Origin of the sequence: Streptomyces sp. WP-1 (assembly GCF_030450125.1) — a bacterium.
GTDB classification, from domain to species: Bacteria; Actinomycetota; Actinomycetes; order Streptomycetales; family Streptomycetaceae; genus Streptomyces; species Streptomyces incarnatus.
The window spans coordinates 5,730,342-5,746,979 of sequence record NZ_CP123923.1; the positions used below are offsets into that span (position 1 = coordinate 5,730,342).

Genomic DNA, 16,638 nt, shown 5'->3' on the forward strand with positions numbered 1-16,638 from the left:
GTCGGATTATTAGGAGGCCCACATGACGGCATGGACGTGGCGGTTCGAGAAGGCCGACGGGACGGAGGTCCAGCCGGCGGTCCAGCCCGAGGAGTTCACCACCCAGGGGGACGCCGAGTCCTGGGTGGGGGAGCACTGGCGGGCGCTGCTGGAGGGCGGCGCGGACCAGGTGCGGCTGTTCGAGGAGACCACCGAGATCTACGGCCCGATGAACCTGCGCGCCGACGCCTCCTGACCCCGCGGTCGCGGTGAGGAGGGGCGCACCACTCCCGAGGCCCGAGCACTCGGAGGCTGGGGTACTCGCAGGCCCGGGTACCCGGAGGCCCCGGTGCCCGGAAGGCCGTACGGCCGGGAAGGTCGCCCCCCTCCTCACCCGCCCCCCTCCTCACCCGCCCCCCTCCTCACCCGCACCCCTCCTCACCCGCACCCCACCTCACCCGCACCCCACCTCGCCCACATCCCTCCTCATCCGCGCCGCCCTCACTGCTCGCCCAGCGTCACCTGCGCCGTCCGCCCCGCCCCGTCGCGCAGATAGGTCACCGTCGTCCGCTGGCCCGGCTTGGCCCCCGCCAGGGCCTCCTGGAGCGAGGTGATGGTGGTGATGGACCGGCCGCCGACCTTGGTGATGATGTCGCCGGTGCGCAGCCCGCCCCGGGCCGCGGGGCCCCCGCCGTGGACGGTCGCGACGGCGACCCCGGCCGGCTGGAGGCGGTCGTCCACCACGGTCCGCCCGGTGATGCCGAGCGCGGCCCGGCCCGAGTCCACGACCCGGCCCTCGCGCACGATCTGACCGGCGATGGTCCGCGCCATCGACGCGGGGATGGCGAAGCCGATCCCGGCCGCCGCGCTGCCCAGGTTGGGATCGGCCGCGGCCAGCGTCGGGATGCCGACGACCTGCCCGTCGAGATCGACCAGGGCGCCCCCGCTGTTGCCCGGGTTGATGGCCGCCGAGGTCTGCACCATGTTGGCGATGGTGGCGCCGGTCGCCCCGCCGCTGCTGCCCTCGCTGACGGTCCGCCCGGTCGCCGAGACGATCCCCTGCGTCACACTGGACGACAGTCCGAGCGGCGAGCCCATGGCCAGCACGATCTGGCCGACCTCCACCTTCTCGGAGTCCCCGAACACCGCGGGCCTCAGCCCGTCCGGCACCCGGTCCAGCTTGATCACGGCGAGGTCCTGCTGGGGGTAGGAGTAGACCAGGCTCGCGGTGAGCGGCTCCTCGTTGCCCGCCGTGGTCACCCGGAAGGTCTTCTCGTCGCCGACCACGTGCGCGTTGGTGACGATGTGCCCCCGGTCGTCGTACACGATCCCGGAACCCAGATCACGGCTCGCCTCGATCTGCACGACCGAGGGCAGCGCCTGCTTGATCACCCGCTGGTAGGCGCTCTGGAGATCGTCCGCCGCCATCGGCACGGTCACCGGGCTCGCCGTCGCCGCGCCGGGCCGCCGCGCGCTCGGGGCGCCGGGGCCCTCGCAGCCCGCCGTGAGCGCCGCGCAGCACAGCAGGACGACGGCGAGGAAGGCACGGCACCGGACAGGGGCAGGGGAAGCGGAAGCGTCCATGCCCCGAGTCTGGCCGCGCGCCGGTCAGCGGGCCCGCCGTGTTGCCCCGATCGGGCTCGGCCCCGTACTCCGCACGGCCGGTGCCCCGCGGCGGTTCAGCCCCGTACCCCGCACAGATGCAGCAGCGCCGCGACGCCCCGGTAGGGGTCCGTGCGGCCCGCCCGCTCCTCGGCCGCGAGCAGCGCCGGGAGGTCGTCCGGCAGCGGGGCGTCGTCCGCCGCCAGGTCCGTGAAGACCCGCACGCCGTACCAGGCGTGCAGCGGGGCGGCGATGCCGGCGAGGGTCGCGGTCAGCGCGGACAGCCGGTCGGCCCGCACGTTCAGACCGAGGCGGTTGGTGTACGCGGTGGAGCCGAAGGCGGCCAGCGCGCCCGCCGAGTCACCGGCGAGCCCGGGCCGCATGGCGAGCGCGTCGCCGTTGCGCACCAGCAGCGAGAGCAGGCCGCCCGGCGCCAGCACCCGCGCCAGGCCCGCCACCAGCGGATCGGGCTCGGTGACGTACATCAGCACACCGTGGCAGAGCACCAGGTCGAAGCTGCCCGGCAGGAAGTGCACCCCGGTGTCCCGGCCGTCGCCCTGCACCAGCCGCACCCGCTCCCGGATGCCCTCCGGCTCCCGGGCCAGCACCTCGCGGGCCGCCGCGACCATCACCGGATCCTGCTCGACCCCGGTCACCTGATGACCGAGGCGGGCCAGGCGCAGGGCCTGGGTGCCCTGCCCGATCCCCACGTCGAGCACCCGCAGCCGCCGCCCGACCGGGAACCGCCCGGCTATCTGCTCGTCCAGCTGCCGTGCCACCAGTTCCTGGCGTACGACATCCCGGAGGCCCCCCACCTTGTCCAGCCAGGAGTGCGCCGCACCCCCGGTGAAAGCGTCTGCGCTCAGGGCCGCTCTCCGCGCTTGACCTGCGGCTTCGGCAGCCGGAGCCGGCGCATCTGGAGCGAACGCATCAGGGCGTAGGCCACCGCGCCGCGCGTGTTGCCGTCCGGGAAGCGCTCCTTGAGGCGCTTCTTCAGCCGCAGCCCGCTGACGGCGGCGTCCACCACGATCAGGACGATCACCGCGGCCCACAGCAGCAGCGCGATGTTCTGGATCGAGGGCACCCGCACCACGCTGAGCACGAGGATCACGATGGCGAGCGGCAGGAAGAACTCCGCCACGTTGAACCGCGAGTCCACCCAGTCACGGGCGAACCTGCGGACCGGGCCCTTGTCGCGGGCCGGCAGAAAACGCTCGTCGCCTCCTGCCAGCGCCTCGCGCTGCTTCTGGAGCGCGAGGCGGCGCTCCTCGCGCTGGCGCTTGGAGGCGTCCTTGCGCGTCGTCGGCGTGTGGGCGACGCTGCGGCGCTGGGACTGGGCCTCACTGCGCTTGGGCGTGGGCCTGCCCTTCGGGGCCTGCGGGTCACGGGGCTGCTTGGAGAAGTTCACCGGCTGGTCGGCCTGGGACTTCTCTTCCTTGGCACGGCTACGGAACACAAAGACCAAGGGTAAGGGCATCCGAGGCATGGACCCCAGCCCGGCCGGGAACGATCCGGCAACGCCGAGCGTCTGTACGACGCAGAGGGGGTGTTCCGGCGGGTTCGAGCGGGGTCCGTGTGAGGGACCGCCTCCTCCCTGCGCGGGAGCGCTACGGTCCGCAGTCGTTCTTGGGGATGAGCGCATCAGGCCCCGGACAGTGCGGTAATGGAGGCAAGGCCCGTACTGTGGGTCTTGTCGCAGGATCGGTGAGCTGGAGTCCGTCAGAAGGGGGCGCGCGAAGCCCATGAGCGGTGTCATGAAGCGTATGGGGATGATCTTCCGCGCGAAAGCGAACAAGGCCCTTGACCGGGCCGAGGACCCGCGCGAGACCCTCGATTACTCGTACCAGAAGCAGCTGGAGCTGCTCCAGAAGGTGCGCCGCGGGGTCGCCGACGTGGCGACCAGCCGCAAGCGCCTGGAGCTCCAGCTCAACCAGCTCCAGCAGCAGTCCGGGAAGCTGGAGGACCAGGGCCGCAAGGCGCTCGCGCTCGGCCGCGAGGACCTGGCCCGCGAGGCGCTGTCCCGGCGCGCCGCGCTCCAGCAGCAGGTGACCGACCTGGAGACCCAGCACGCCACCCTCCAGGGCGAGGAGGAGAAGCTCACCCTGGCGGCCCAGCGCCTGCAGGCCAAGGTGGACGCCTTCCGCACCAAGAAGGAGACCATCAAGGCCACCTACACCGCCGCCCAGGCCCAGACCCGGATCGGCGAGGCCTTCTCCGGCATCTCCGAGGAGATGGGCGACGTCGGCCTCGCGATCCAGCGTGCCGAGGACAAGACGCAGCAGCTCCAGGCCCGCGCCGGCGCCATCGACGAACTGCTCGCCTCGGGCGCCCTGGACGACCCGAGCGGCATGGCCAAGGACGACATCGCGGCCGAGCTGGACCGGCTCTCCGGTGGTAGTGATGTAGAGCTGGAGCTGCAGCGCATGAAGGCCGAGCTGGCCGGAGGCACCCAGCAGCAGGCCATCGAGGGCGGCGCCGGTCAGGGGCAGCCCCAGGCCCAGCAGCAGCCGCGGGACACCCCGCGCTTCGACAAGCAGTAGCCGGGTCCGCAGCCGGGAGACGAGCCGAGGAGGCCGACGTGATCGTACGGATCATGGGGGAGGGCCAGGTCAGGCTGGACGACTCCCACTTCGCCGAGCTGAACAGGCTCGACGACGAGCTGCTGGCCGAGACACAGACCGGCGACGAGGAGGGCTTCCGGCGCACCCTGAGCGCCCTCCTCGCCGCGGTCCGCCGCCTCGGCACCCCCCTCGCGGACGACGACCTCGAACCCTCCGACCTGATCCTCCCCTCCCCGGACGCATCCTTGGCGGAGGTCCGCCTGATGCTCGACGAGGACGGCCTGATCCCGGACTGAGCGCCTGGGACCGGGCCTCAGGGCCTGTTCCGGGTGAAGCGGACTGTGCGGGGGCTTCTTGCTGCTCCAGGCAGGTCAGATTCTTCGTTGCTCATGCGCCGAGGCGGCCAGGCGCGGTACGGAGACGATCGACTCCCAGGAGCCCGCCCCGCGTCCACCGCTGGCAGGTCGACACCTTCACCGGCTGATCGCTCGCGACACCGTCCCAGGGGTGCACCGCCCCTGATCGTTGCGGCGCAGGTCGTGGACGAATGCGTCGCCGCCCGTTCCGGGGTGATACGAGGGGCCGGGGCGCGCCGAAACCGACGTACACCGTGGTCCTGGTCTCCTTCGAGGTCTGCCTGGTGGCGTCACCTGCGGCGAAGCCGCGCCGGTCGCTGCTGGCCCTTGTCTCGTACCGCCAGACCGTCGAGCGGCCGGTGGCCCACGGTGACGAAGGCGAGCTGGGTGGTTGCGTCTGAACGGGGACGGGCGTGACGACGAACCCGGTGTTCCGGTCGGCCTCGTGCCCTCACCGCGGCAAAGGACCTCCGGGCGCCGGGAAGGTACGACGAGGACAGCCCCCGCACTCATGTTTCCGAACTGGGGCGGGGCGCCGTCCGTCACATGGAGGGGCGCCTCTCGACTGAAGCTCGCCTAGCGTCGGGTGGAGGTCCTGCTCAACTGGACCTGATTGCGGCGGTGCCGGCCAACTTTCCAAGACCACCGGCTCTTTGTCTGAACGACGCCGACGTAAACGTACATGCGTCCGGTCTCATGCGGCTGCGGCCCATGGGATCCGCCGGGCTGGTAGACGTGTCGGGGCGTGAACTCCATGGCGGAGCGAATGCCGAGACCTACCGAACGGCGACCCCGGCAACTGGCCACGTCCGTAGCGCCATTGTTCACGAACCAGGTCTAGCATCTACGTAGCACTGCATGAACAGCCGAAAGAACCGAAATGTCCTCTTTCCGAGAAGTGAGGAATTCCGCCTCCCGGCCCCACTAAAACCCCAGCTCACGAACTGTGGTCCCCGCGCCTGCGGGGGTGGTCCCGCAGCGAGAACCCCGTCATCATGGCGTCCGCAGTGGTCCCCGCGCCTGCGGGGGTGGTCCCCGCGCTGCAGGGCCCACAGGGCGCCGAGCAGGGTGGTCCCCGCGCCTGCGGGGGTGGTCCCCAGCCCGGTCAGGGTGAGGGTTCCGGTGACATGTGGTCCCCGCGCCTGCGGGGGTGGTCCCAGAAGTTTTTCCAGGTCGTCGTTCGAGGCGTCGTGGTCCCCGCGCCTGCGGGGGTGGTCCCCTCACCGGCACCAACGCGAATTTCAGTGTCAAGTGGTCCCCGCGCCTGCGGGGGTGGTCCCTCCCTGTACTGCCTGGACGACCCGTCCCGGACGGTGGTCCCCGCGCCTGCGGGGGTGGTCCCATGCCGTACAGACGCGGGGCCCCGGACAGCGAGTGGTCCCCGCGCCTGCGGGGGTGGTCCCTCCCGAGGTGTCTCACCCCATCGGTGAGGGCGGTGGTCCCCGCGCCTGCGGGGGTGGTCCCCACTCCGTGACCTCCGCGTGGTCCCACAGGCGGTGGTCCCCGCGCCTGCGGGGGTGGTCCCGACACCCGGCCGTACGGTGCCGGGCAGCCCCAGTGGTCCCCGCGCCTGCGGGGGTGGTCCCGCCGCGGCTGAGGGCGGAAAGGGCGGCGAAGAGTGGTCCCCGCGCCTGCGGGGGTGGTCCCGTGCTGTTCACCCCGCGCCCGGTCTTCCACCGGTGGTCCCCGCGCCTGCGGGGGTGGTCCCACGACGGCATGACTCCTCCGCCCCTTGGAGACGTGGTCCCCGCGCCTGCGGGGGTGGTCCCTGGCGGCGGACCGGCTGAACGTGACCGAGGAGGTGGTCCCCGCGCCTGCGGGGGTGGTCCCGTCTGCCCGCGCCACCAGTCGCCCGCCTTCTCGTGCTCCCCGCCTCTGCGGGGTGGGTCCCAAGCGCAGTGCACCGACCCTTGTCGCGCCAGGGTGATCCTTGCGCCTGCGGAGTTGTCCCGGGATGAGGGCAGGGGCTAATGGAAGCGGAGCGTAGCGCCACGCTCCGCTTCCAGCCGAGCAGTTCGACCGCATCACGGATCAGGGATGTGGTGGGGTTCGCTCTCCGGGCACCTGAACGAGTCGTCCATGCCCCGGACCCGGAAAGCCCGGAGGGGCACCCCCAGAGATCCGGGGGTGCCCCTCTGCGCGTGGGACCGGTGTCAGACCTGGGCCAGGTCCGGCTCTGCCGGGGCCGGCGGCTGGCGCTTGGCCGACTTCTTCTTCGCGCGGCGTTCCTTGCGGAGTTCCAGCATCGCGTAGAGGGTCGGGACCAGGAGGAGGGTCAGCAGGGTGGAGGTGATCAGGCCGCCGATCACCACGACCGCGAGCGGCTGGGCGATGAAGCCGCCCTCGCCCGTGACGCCCAGGGCCATCGGGAGCAGGGCGAAGATGGTGGCCAGGGCCGTCATCAGGATGGGGCGCAGGCGGTGCCGGCCGCCCTCGATCACGGCTTCGACCACGCCGTGGCCCTGAGCCCGGTACTGGTTGATCAGGTCGATCAGCACGATCGCGTTGGTCACCACGATGCCGATCAGCATCAGCATGCCGATCATGGCGGGGACGCCCATCGGGGTGCCCGTGATGATCAGCAGGCCGAGGGCGCCGGTCGCCGCGAACGGGATGGAGACCAGCAGGATCAGCGGCTGGGCCAGCGAGCGGAACGTCGCGACCAGGAGCATGAAGACGATCGCGATCGCGGCCAGCATGGCGAGGCCGAGGTTCTTGAAGGCGTCGTTCTGGTCGGAGGTGACCCCGCCGATCTGGGCCTCGGCGCCCGCGGGCAGCTTCAGGGCCTTGATCTTCGACTGGAGCTGGGTGCTGACCGCGCCCGTGTTGTCACCGGTCGGCTTGGCCGTGATCGTCGCGGCACGCTGCCCGTCGATCCGGGTCAGCGAGACCGGCCCGTCCACCAGCTTCACCGTGGCGATGTCACCGAGCCGGACCGGGCCGAGGCGCAGCTTCTTCAGCTGGGCGACGGTCGTGGTGGGCTCGGCCGACTTGATGACGACATCGCGCTCGGTGTCGTCGAGGGTCGCCTTCGCCGCCGTCGTACCGCGCACCGCCTGCGCCACCGCCGCGCCGAGCTTCTGGTTGTCGAAACCGGCCGCGGCCGCCTTGGCGTTGGCCGTCACCGAGATCCGCGGCACGCTGGTGGACAGGTCGCTGGTGACGTCGGTGACGCCGTCCAGCCCGGCCACCGTGGAGCGGACCTGCTCGGCCGCCGTGCGCAGCACCTCCGGGTCGGCGGCCTTCACCACGACGCTGAGGTTCTGGCTGCCGAAGCCGTCGCCTGCCGACACCGTGGTCGTACCGATGCCCTTGAGGCCCTTCAGGCCGCTCTCCAGGTGCTTCTGCACGCTGTCGTACGACTTCGAGTCCTTCAGCATCACCTGGTAGGACGCCTGGTTGGTGTCCGTGCCGCCGCCGAAGGCCGCCATGAAGCCGGAGGAGCCGACGGTGACCTGGTAGTCCTTGACGCCGTCGGTGGTGGCGAGGAGCTTCTCGACCTTCTTCGCCTGCGCGTCGGTCGCGGCCAGGCTGGTGCCGGGCTTCAGCTCCTGCTTGACCGTGATGACCTCCTGCTCGCCCTGGTCGAAGAAGTTGGTCTTGAGCAGTCCGGACATGCCGAACGTGACGACCAGGACCACGATCGCGATCAGCACGCTGGTGAGGCGGCGGCGCGTCGCGAAGCGCAGCACGGGGACGTAGGTGCGCTGGAGGCGGCTGTTCGCCTCCTTCTCCTCGGCCTCGCGGCGGGCCTGTGCCGCGTCCTCGGGGGTGCCCTTGGGGGCGCGCAGGAACCAGTAGGAGAGCACGGGGACGACGGTCAGCGAGACCAGCAGGGAGGCCAGCAGGGCCGCCGTGACGGTGATGCTGAAGGAGCCGAACAGTGCGCCCACCATGCCGCCGACCAGGCCGATCGGCAGGAACACCGCGACCGTGGTGAGGGTGGAGGAGGTGACCGCGCCGGCCACCTCGCGCACCGCCTCGATGATCGCCGAGCGGCGCTCCTCGCCGTAGCCGAGGTGCCGCTTGATGTTCTCCAGGACCACGATCGAGTCGTCCACGACCCGGCCGATGGCGATGGTCAGGGCGCCGAGCGTGAGCATGTTCAGGGACAGGCCGTCGGTCCACAGCACGATCAGCGCGAGGACGACGGACAGCGGGATGGACACCGCGGTGACCAGCGTGGAGCGCAGCGAGGCGAGGAAGAGCAGGATGACCAGGACGGCGAAGAGCAGGCCGAGCGCGCCCTCGGTGGTCAGGCCCTTGATGGACTTGGAGACGGCCGGACCCTGGTCGCTGACGACCGTCAACTTGGCGTCGGGACCGAGCTGTTCGCGCAGGCCGGGCAGCTTGTCCTTGACCGTGTTGGAGATCGTGACCGCGCTGCCGTCGTGGTCCATGGTCACGTTGACGGCGAGGCTGGGCCTGCCGTCGGTACGGGTGAGGGAGTCGGCCGGGGCCGGCTGCTCCTTGACGGTGGCCACGTCCCCGAGTCGTACGGCCTTGTGACCGCCCTGGCCGGTGACGGTGAGGTCCTTGATCTGCTCCAGCGTGGTGAAGCCGCCGCCGACCTGGACGGTGCGGTTGGCGCCGTTCTCGTCGAAGGAGCCGGCCGGGACGCTCGCGCCGCCCGCCTGGATTGCCTGGGCGAGGTCGGCGGGGGTGAGGCCGTCCCGCGCGAGCTCGGCGTCGTCGGGGGTGACATCGACCTGGAGGTCGCGGACGCCGGTGACCTGGACGCGGCCGACGCCGTCGATGTCCTTCAGCGCCGGTACGACCGTCTTGTCGAGCTGGTCGGCGAGCGCCTGCTGGTCCTTGCCGGAGGTGGCGGCGAGCACGACGGTCGGCATGTCGTCGGTGGAGCCGGAGATCACCTGCGGGTCGACCTCGGACGGCAGCTGGTTGCGGGCCCGGTTCACGGCCTGCTGCACATCGGCGACGATCTGCTTGGTGTCGTTGCCGTAGTCGAAGGACGCCATGATCACGGCGTTGCCCTCGCCCGCGGTGGAGGTGACCGAGGTGACGCCGTCGACGCCCTGGAGGCCGTCCTCGATCGGCTCGACCACCTGCTTCTCGACGGCGTCGGGGGCGGCGCCCTGGTACGGCGCGATCACCGACACCATGGGCAGGTCGATGGTGGGCAGCAGCTGCTGCTTGATCTGGGGTATCGCGATCGCGCCGAAGACCAGGGCGACGATCGAGATCAGGCCGATGAGGGCCCGTTGGGCGAGGCTGAATCTGGACAGCCAGGACATGGGTGAGGGTCTCTCTTCCGTGAGCGGCAGAAGCGCTTCCGGTCACCGAGAACGCAAGGGCCCCAAGGGAACCCACAGGGTGCGCGGGAAGCGGCGACGGACGCCCAGGAGCGTCCACACCCCACCACCTTCGGCCATCCGGGAGGCCCGGACCGTAGGCCGCAGGTCCCGTTTCCCTACCCGTCTCCTACTCCGCGCGCAGTACACGGCGGGTGGAGATGTACGGAGGTACGCGGGTGGAGATCAGTCCACCCGCGGCCGGACGAGCCCGGACTCGTACGCGATCACCACGAGCTGGGCCCGGTCGCGCGCGCCGAGCTTGGCCATGGCCCGGTTGACATGCGTCTTCACCGTCAGGGGGCTGACCGCGAGGCGTTCGGCGATCTCGTCGTTGGAGTGGCCGCCGGCGACCTGGACGAGCACCTCGCGCTCGCGTCCGGTGAGCGCGTCGAGCCGTTCGGCGCCGAGGGGGGCGCGGCCGTCGTCGCCGTCGCCCTGGGCGAGGAAGCGGGCGATCAGGCCCTTGGTGGCGGCCGGGGAGAGCAGGGCCTCGCCGCCCGCGGCGATCCGGATGGCGCTGAGCAGTTCCTCCGGTTCGCTGCCCTTGCCGAGGAAGCCGGAGGCGCCGGCGCGCAGTGACTGCACCACGTAGTCGTCCACCTCGAAGGTGGTCAGGATGACCACGCGCACCTGGGCGAGATCGGTGTCCTCGCTGATCAGACGGGTGGCGGCGAGGCCGTCGGTGCCGGGCATGCGGATGTCCATGAGGACGACGTCGGGGTGCCGCTCCTTGGCCAGCAGGACCGCCTGCGCGCCGTCGGACGCCTCCCCCACCACCTCCATGTCGGGCTCGGAGTCGACCAGCACCCGGAACGCGCTGCGCAGCAGGGCCTGGTCGTCGGCGAGCAGGACACGGATCGTCATACGGGCTCCCCCGGTGCCGTCGTACGGCCCTCGATGCGGGTGTCGGTGGTGCTGACCGGCAGGATCGCATGGACGCGGAAACCGCCGCCGTAGCGGGGGCCGGTGCTGAGGGTGCCGCCGAGGGCGCTGACGCGTTCACGCATGCCGAGGAGGCCGTGGCCGCCGCCCGTCTCGGGGACGGGGCCGGGGGCGCCTTCAGGGTCGCGCTCGGGGTCGTGCTCGGGGTGGGCGTCGGGGCCGGGAGCCGCGCCGGCGCCGTCGTCCACGACCGTGATCTCGATGTCCCGTCCGACGCGTACGACGCTCACCTCGGCCCGCGCGCCCGCGCCCGCGTGCTTGCGGACGTTGGTCAGGGCCTCCTGGACGATCCGGTAGGCGGCGAGGTCCACGGCCGCGGGCAGACGGGTGTCCTGGTCGGCGCGGGCGACCTCCACCGGCAGGCCCGCGCTGCGGAAGGTGCCGGCCAGCTCTTCCAGGAGGCTGAGGCCGGGGGCGGGTTCGGTGGGCGCCTCAGGGTCGCCGGACTGGCGGAGCAGGCCGACGGTGGCGCGCAGCTCGTTGAGCGCGCTGCGGCTGGCCTCGCGGACGTGGGCGAGGGCCTCCTTGGCCTGGTCGGGGCGCTTGTCCATGACATGGGCGGCGACGCCGGCCTGCACATTGACCAGGGCGATGTGGTGGGCGACGACGTCGTGCAGGTCGCGGGCGATGCGCAGGCGCTCCTCGGCGACCCGGCGGCGCGCCTCCTCCTCCCGGGTGCGCTCGGCGCGTTCGGCGCGTTCCCGGATGGCCTGGACGACGGCTCTGCGGCTGCGGACCGCGTCGCCCGCGGTGGCGCCGATGCCGGTCCAGGCGAGGACGCCCAGGTTCTCCTGCGCGTACCAGGGCAGGGGCCCGGCGAGCATCGCGGCGGCGGTCAGCACGGTCATGGTGAGCAGGCCGACGCGGAAGGTGGTGGTGCGGTCGGTGGTGGCGGCGACGGTGTACAGGGCGACGACGGCGGACATCGTGACCGGGGCGCGGGGGTCGCCGGTGACGCACTCCACCACGGAGAAGGTGCCGGTGAGGGCGAGGACGGTCCGGGGGGCGCGGCGACGGAAGACGAGGGCGACGGCGGCCAGCAGCATCAGCAGCAGGCTCAGGACACCAGGGCTGCGGACGTCCCAGGTGACGCCCTGGTCGTCCGAGGGAGCGGCGAAGGAACCGGCGACCATGCAGACGAGAACGGCCGCGGCGAGGGCCGCGTCGAGCGCGAGGGGGTGGGCCTTGAGCTCACAGCGGGCGCGTTCGAGAGTGGTCACACAAGGAACAGTACGGCGGGGCGCGGCGTACCGGGCCGAGTCGGCGCAGCCCATACCGACGCCCGCTGCCGAGCCGTGCTGAAGCCTCACAACTGTGGGAACCGGCCAGCCCCAAGGACCACGGCAACTCACACGCGAGAGCGGTCCCCCGACCCACTGAGACCGCCTTCTCACCGTGCCCACCCAGCCGAGGGGGCTACCCCGCATGCGCGGGGACCACTCCCCCTGGACTCAGCGCTAGTTGGGCGGATGGGACCACCCCCGCATGCGCGGGGACCACCTGTGCGGTGGTCCGGTTCTTCGGCATGGCTGGGGACCACCCCCGCATGCGCGGGGACCACGGGGCCGCGTCACCTCAGAGCAGCGTGAACCGGGGACCACCCCCGCATGCGCGGGGACCACGACGAGGACGGCCAGGTCCCGACGGTCGGCGCGGGACCACCCCCGCATGCGCGGGGACCACAGTTCCTGAGCTGGGGATTTAGTTGGTTGGGTTACAGGGTGTGCCCCACTTTCAGAGAAACGGGCATTTCGGGCTTTCAGGCTAATCGGTAGGTGGAGGGGGGCTCAGGAGTTACCGAAGCGGCGTCTCTTGGCGGCCTTGCTCCAGCCCTGGCGCGGAGGTGACGGCGAGTTCGTGGTGGGTGGGGAGTGGGGTGAGGGGCGTTTGAGGAGGACGAGGCCTTCGTGGTCGGTGGGATGCCAGGCGTGTTCGTGAGTCGCGAAGGTGAAGCCCTGTTCGTTGTCCGTCTGGTACGCGAGCAGGGCGCGCCCTTTGCCGCGGTACTGGCGGACCTCCTCCCACAGGATGTCGCGTACCCGGGCCGAGGGTGAGCCCAGGAAGACGCCGGGCGAGACTTCCAGCAGCCAGCGGGTCAGGAAGCCCCGCAGGCCCGGTGGGCAGTTGGCGAGGACGATGACCGTCACCAGAGGGGCTCCTCGCCAGCGGCACCGTCATAGTTGCGGCCGGCTTCGACGAGCCGGTCCCCGTCCGACTGGAGACTCACCCGATCGGCCGTCCCCCGGGGCTCGGCGAGGCCGGTCTGCCCGAGAAGCAGCTCTTTGATGTCCCGTACGCAACGGTCGAGCAGACCGGTGGAGTTGATGCGGTCGCGCAGCGCCCGGCGGGTGCGCGTCGCCACATCCTCCTCGCCCTCGGCGGCCGCGTCGAACGCGGCCGGGATCCCGATCTCCGTCTTGTAGAGATCGGCGATGTCCAGGACGAACGAGCGCTCATGCCCGGAGTGCACGAAGCCCAGCCCCGGCGCACAGCCGAGCGCCGCCACCACGGCGTGGGCCACTCCGTACATGCACTGCGCGGACGCGGTCACGGCCTGATTGGCCGCATCTCCCGCGGCGAAGTCGCCATGATGGTAATCACGCCGCCGCCAGGAGACCCCGGTACGGGCCGATTCGCGGCGGTAACACTCCTTCACCCGCCGGCCCTCCATACTGAGGAGTTCCTGCCGGGTGTGGCCGGACGGATCGTCCTCGGGAAAGCGCATCCGGTACATGGCCCGGGCGACATCGAGCCGAGTACGACGATTCGCCCAGGCCGTCGCCTGTGCCTCGACGAGGTGCGAGGAGCGGGTGAGGGCTCGTCCGCCCGCGTAGAAACGCACTCCCTGCTCACCGACCCACACCACTGCGGCCCCGCATTCCCCGAGCACGGACATCGCCTGGTGGGTCAGCCGGGTTCCGGGGCCGAGGAGAAGCGTCCCGATGGTCGCGGACGGGATGTGGGTGACCCCGTCCGTGTCCGTCGCGGTGATCGCGTTGTCCTCCCGGTGAACCGTGCAGCGTTCCAGGTAGATGAAGGAGACCCGGTCACCGACCCGGGTGAGTTCCCGAGGTGAGGATGCGCCCCGGCGGCTGACGGTGGTCATGACGCGCGCACGGGCGCGAGGGTCATCAGCCCGCAGCCGTACGCCTTGGCCTTGCCCAACCCGTGCGTGAGAGTACGGCGGAAGACCTCGGCGTCCGTGACGCGGAGCCGGCCGTCGAAGGTGACGCGGGTGAAGTCGACCTGCCGCCGACTGCGGTGTGCCACGCCCTCGAACTTGCCGAATTGAGTGGGCGTCCTGTCGTGCACGACGACTTCGTGCTCGCTGCCGTGCTCGGTCAGCCGACGTTCGGCGGGGACGCGCAGCACCTCGAAACCGGCCCGCTGCTGCCGGTCGAGCAGCCAGCCGATCTGATGCCGCGGGGTGATGTGCGCGGCCCGTTTCGTCGGTGTCTCCCTGGAGTCCTGTGGCCTGCGGATGTAGTGCACCGGATTCGCGGTGAGCCGGAATCCCCAGGTGCTGTCGACGGCGAGACGGTCGAGCAGCCCCTGGTAGTCGAAGGTCGTCCAGCCCGGCTGCTCGGCGCTCGGCCACCCCGCCTGTTCCACGAGATGAGTGAGGTCGGGGCGGAGCGGACTGACGATGAACAGGTCGGCGCGTCCGGCGGCGGCCGGGTCCACTCGCCACAGGACCCGCGGTCCGCCGTCACCGCGAGGCGGAGCCTCGGGGAAGGACATGTTCACGGCTCCGTGCATGAAGTGCGGTGATCCGAGCAACCGACGAGCGCCGGGCCGGGCGGTGTTGATACGGAAACGGGTCAGGTACATCAGCTGTTCCTCGGACGGTGCTCTGCCGTGCTGGTGCTCGCGGAGGGATCGAGGGAGCGGAGGAGGACGGTCGGGTCGTGCTCGGGGGCGGGAGCGCCGTCGGACGAGTGCCGCCGGGGTTCGGTGAGGGAGGTGACCACGCCGCGCAGCCCGTACTGCCGATGACGGGGGTCGAAACTCACCGGGGTGTCCCTGAGGGACAGATGAGGGAGCTCGCCCGGTGGACAGTCGAGCAGCAGATCCACGGCTACCTCGGGCGGGGGGCCGTTCGGGTCCGGTCCTCCGTACCCGGTCCGGCCGTACGCCTGGGCGGCCTGTCCGATGCGCTTGCGGTACCAGGACGCCGCCTGCCAGGGCGCGGCCCGCAGCGCGTCCTCCAGGCCGGGGCCCGAAAAGGGCCGGCCCATGTCGAGAGGGCGGGACGGGGGACAGGAGCGCCGGCCGAGGTACGGAAGGAAATGTGGGGCACGCACGGCCTCGTACAGACGGTTCAGCAGCACGGCGTCCCCCTCGACCCCTGCGACGAAAACCGCGTCGGCGAGATAGAACCGTTCGGACAAAGGCATCGCCTTGCCGGAGTCCCCGTGGTGGGCGGTGTGGAAGTCCCGCAGCCGGGAGCCGGGCTGGTCGATGCGTACGCCGAACCGCAGTGCGGCCAGGTCGGCGAGGTCCGCACCGCGGGGGCGCCCTTCGGCGGCCGCGAGCAGCCCGAGCACGCCACTCTTGGTGGGTGCGTTCTCAGTGGTGCGACGGGCGAACCGGGCGGCCGAGCCCCAGGCTTGCAGCGGGCCCGCCAGCCGCAGCAGCAACACCGTCATGCGTCCGCTCCGGTGCTCACCCGCGCCGCCACCGCCTCTTGCACCTCCCGTACGAGGGCGTCCAAGGACACCCGGTGGCCCAGCGGTTCGAGCGCATCCGTCTCGTCGCCCACGCGGAACACCCAGCCGTGCTCCGGAGCCTCGATGCCGTACTGCTTCTCCAGATCCGGTACATATGCGGCGAGCCTGCGGCAACTCTCCCGGAGGTAGCCACCCTCCGGACCCTGCGGCACCGGCTCCTCGAATGCGCCGACGAAGCTCACCGGCCGGCGGTCGCGCAGCCGCACGATCACCGCGGAGGGCAGGGTGTGGTTCCCGAAGGTGTTGATCTTCCCCGTCGGGAGGGAGGTGACGAAGGCGTCCAGAAAAGCCCCGACCGCCTTTTCCACCGGGGCGCTGGGTGCCTCGTCCGTCCGCAGCCCGAGCCCCAGGTTGCGGGTCAACTCGTCCACGTCCACGGCGGCGTAGCGGTAGAGGGTCGCCGAGTTGAAGTCGATGGTCCCGATCATTCCGGCGCCGGATTCGTCCGCGCCGCTGAGGTCGTCCACGGCGGTGTAGTAATCGGATTCGATCTCCGACTTGTGCACGCTGATGGCATGAGCTACCTGTGAGGCCGCGTCCACATTGAGGTCGGCGGCATCGGCGACCATGCGTCCGAAGAGAGCGATGTCCACCGAGTGCCTGGAGTCCACCGACTGCCGGGCCTTGGCCTTGTTCTCCTTGTCCTTCAGATAGGTCTGGAGGACCTTGAGGTCACCCTCGGGGCCGCTGCCCTCGATCGTCACCTCGGCGAGGGCGTCCAGCTGCCGGCTGCTCAGGAACATCAGGTACGACGACTCGGGCGCGGCCGATTCCTCGTCTCCGCTCCTGGCCTTTCGCTTCGGCACCTCGATCTTGATCCCCGTCGCCGTTTTCAGCGTCTCGGCGGCCAACTGGACCGCGACGGGCGCCAACGACTCGTTCCGGTCGATGATGCGATCGGCCAGCGCCTCGGCGATCTTCTTCGTACGGACGCCGAGTGCCTCGGGCGGCAGCAGCTTCTCGAAGGCCGTGCGCGTGGCCCGTTTCCAGGCCTGACTCGACACTCGCGCACGCCGGACCCCGCCGTAGTAGGCCGACTTGGGCGTCCCTGTGTCGTCGCGGTTGAGATTGCTCGGCGGGACGACGTGAAGGACATGGATGTCGAGGATGGTTCGGGGCATGGTCATTCCGATCTTTTCGGGCGATGAGGATG

Annotated in this window: 15 protein-coding genes and 2 CRISPR repeat arrays; of the genes, 4 read left to right on the forward strand and 11 right to left on the reverse strand. The window is 71.2% G+C overall.

Going from position 1 to position 16,638, the window contains the following annotated elements:
- Positions 1 to 22 precede the first annotated feature (22 nt).
- Entirely contained in the window at positions 23 to 235 is a 213-nt protein-coding gene (locus tag QHG49_RS25275) for a hypothetical protein (RefSeq protein WP_301491455.1), read from the forward strand.
- 245 nt (positions 236 to 480) lie between these two features.
- Here the strand turns inward: QHG49_RS25275 and QHG49_RS25280 are convergent, their stop codons facing one another.
- The 3 genes from QHG49_RS25280 to QHG49_RS25290 form a co-directional block, all read right to left on the reverse strand.
- Positions 481 to 1,563: a S1C family serine protease gene (locus QHG49_RS25280; RefSeq protein ID WP_301491456.1), complete on the reverse strand. Its 1,083-nt coding sequence runs from the start codon at positions 1,561 to 1,563 to the stop codon at positions 481 to 483.
- A gap of 95 nt (positions 1,564 to 1,658) precedes the next feature.
- Entirely contained in the window at positions 1,659 to 2,360 is a 702-nt protein-coding gene (locus QHG49_RS25285; protein WP_159708086.1) for a bifunctional 2-polyprenyl-6-hydroxyphenol methylase/3-demethylubiquinol 3-O-methyltransferase UbiG, read from the reverse strand.
- 83 nt (positions 2,361 to 2,443) lie between these two features.
- Positions 2,444 to 3,067: a DUF3043 domain-containing protein gene (locus QHG49_RS25290; protein WP_145484968.1), complete on the reverse strand. Its 624-nt coding sequence runs from the start codon at positions 3,065 to 3,067 to the stop codon at positions 2,444 to 2,446.
- Positions 3,068 to 3,323: 256 nt separating this feature from the next.
- Between QHG49_RS25290 and QHG49_RS25295 the strand changes: the two genes are divergently transcribed.
- The 3 genes from QHG49_RS25295 to QHG49_RS25305 all read left to right on the forward strand — a co-directional run bounded on the left by QHG49_RS25295 (position 3,324) and on the right by QHG49_RS25305 (position 4,899).
- The gene (locus QHG49_RS25295) at positions 3,324 to 4,121 is read left to right on the forward strand and encodes a PspA/IM30 family protein (protein ID WP_145484967.1); all 798 of its coding nucleotides are present in this window, start codon (positions 3,324 to 3,326) and stop codon (positions 4,119 to 4,121) included.
- 38 nt (positions 4,122 to 4,159) lie between these two features.
- The gene (locus tag QHG49_RS25300) at positions 4,160 to 4,438 is read left to right on the forward strand and encodes a hypothetical protein (RefSeq protein ID WP_159700727.1); all 279 of its coding nucleotides are present in this window, start codon (positions 4,160 to 4,162) and stop codon (positions 4,436 to 4,438) included.
- 251 nt (positions 4,439 to 4,689) lie between these two features.
- Complete coding sequence (locus QHG49_RS25305) at positions 4,690 to 4,899, forward strand: hypothetical protein (protein ID WP_301491458.1); 210 nt, start codon at positions 4,690 to 4,692, stop codon at positions 4,897 to 4,899.
- Between the two features lie 545 nt (positions 4,900 to 5,444).
- Positions 5,445 to 6,389: a CRISPR direct-repeat array (repeat unit 29 nt; unit sequence GTGGTCCCCGCGCCTGCGGGGGTGGTCCC).
- Between the two features lie 262 nt (positions 6,390 to 6,651).
- On the opposite strand, the gene QHG49_RS25310 is transcribed toward QHG49_RS25305, so the two are convergent.
- From QHG49_RS25310 to cas7e, 8 genes are all read right to left on the reverse strand, one after another.
- The gene (locus QHG49_RS25310) at positions 6,652 to 9,753 is read right to left on the reverse strand and encodes an efflux RND transporter permease subunit (RefSeq protein WP_301491459.1); all 3,102 of its coding nucleotides are present in this window, start codon (positions 9,751 to 9,753) and stop codon (positions 6,652 to 6,654) included.
- A gap of 243 nt (positions 9,754 to 9,996) precedes the next feature.
- Complete coding sequence (locus QHG49_RS25315; protein WP_301491461.1) at positions 9,997 to 10,677, reverse strand: response regulator transcription factor; 681 nt, start codon at positions 10,675 to 10,677, stop codon at positions 9,997 to 9,999.
- A complete protein-coding gene (locus QHG49_RS25320; protein WP_301491462.1) occupies positions 10,674 to 11,975 on the reverse strand; it encodes a sensor histidine kinase in 1,302 nt (433 codons plus the stop codon). The genes QHG49_RS25315 and QHG49_RS25320 overlap by 4 nt, the downstream gene beginning before the upstream one ends.
- 191 nt (positions 11,976 to 12,166) lie before the next feature.
- Positions 12,167 to 12,438: a CRISPR direct-repeat array (repeat unit 29 nt; unit sequence GGGACCACCCCCGCATGCGCGGGGACCAC).
- Between the two features lie 104 nt (positions 12,439 to 12,542).
- On the reverse strand, positions 12,543 to 12,902 hold the full coding sequence (gene cas2e, locus QHG49_RS25325; protein WP_301491464.1) for a type I-E CRISPR-associated endoribonuclease Cas2e: 360 nt from the start codon (positions 12,900 to 12,902) through the stop codon (positions 12,543 to 12,545).
- On the reverse strand, positions 12,899 to 13,861 hold the full coding sequence (gene cas1e / locus QHG49_RS25330; protein WP_301491465.1) for a type I-E CRISPR-associated endonuclease Cas1e: 963 nt from the start codon (positions 13,859 to 13,861) through the stop codon (positions 12,899 to 12,901). Before cas1e ends, cas2e begins: the two co-directional genes overlap by 4 nt.
- Entirely contained in the window at positions 13,858 to 14,586 is a 729-nt protein-coding gene (gene cas6e / locus QHG49_RS25335; RefSeq protein WP_301491466.1) for a type I-E CRISPR-associated protein Cas6/Cse3/CasE, read from the reverse strand. The genes cas1e and cas6e overlap by 4 nt, the downstream gene beginning before the upstream one ends.
- Positions 14,586 to 15,404, reverse strand: a complete 819-nt coding sequence (cas5e, locus tag QHG49_RS25340; RefSeq protein ID WP_301491467.1) for a type I-E CRISPR-associated protein Cas5/CasD — start codon at positions 15,402 to 15,404, stop codon at positions 14,586 to 14,588. The genes cas6e and cas5e overlap by 1 nt, the downstream gene beginning before the upstream one ends.
- Positions 15,401 to 16,606: a type I-E CRISPR-associated protein Cas7/Cse4/CasC gene (gene cas7e, locus QHG49_RS25345; RefSeq protein WP_301491468.1), complete on the reverse strand. Its 1,206-nt coding sequence runs from the start codon at positions 16,604 to 16,606 to the stop codon at positions 15,401 to 15,403. Before cas7e ends, cas5e begins: the two co-directional genes overlap by 4 nt.
- Between the last annotated feature and the right edge of the window lie 32 nt (positions 16,607 to 16,638).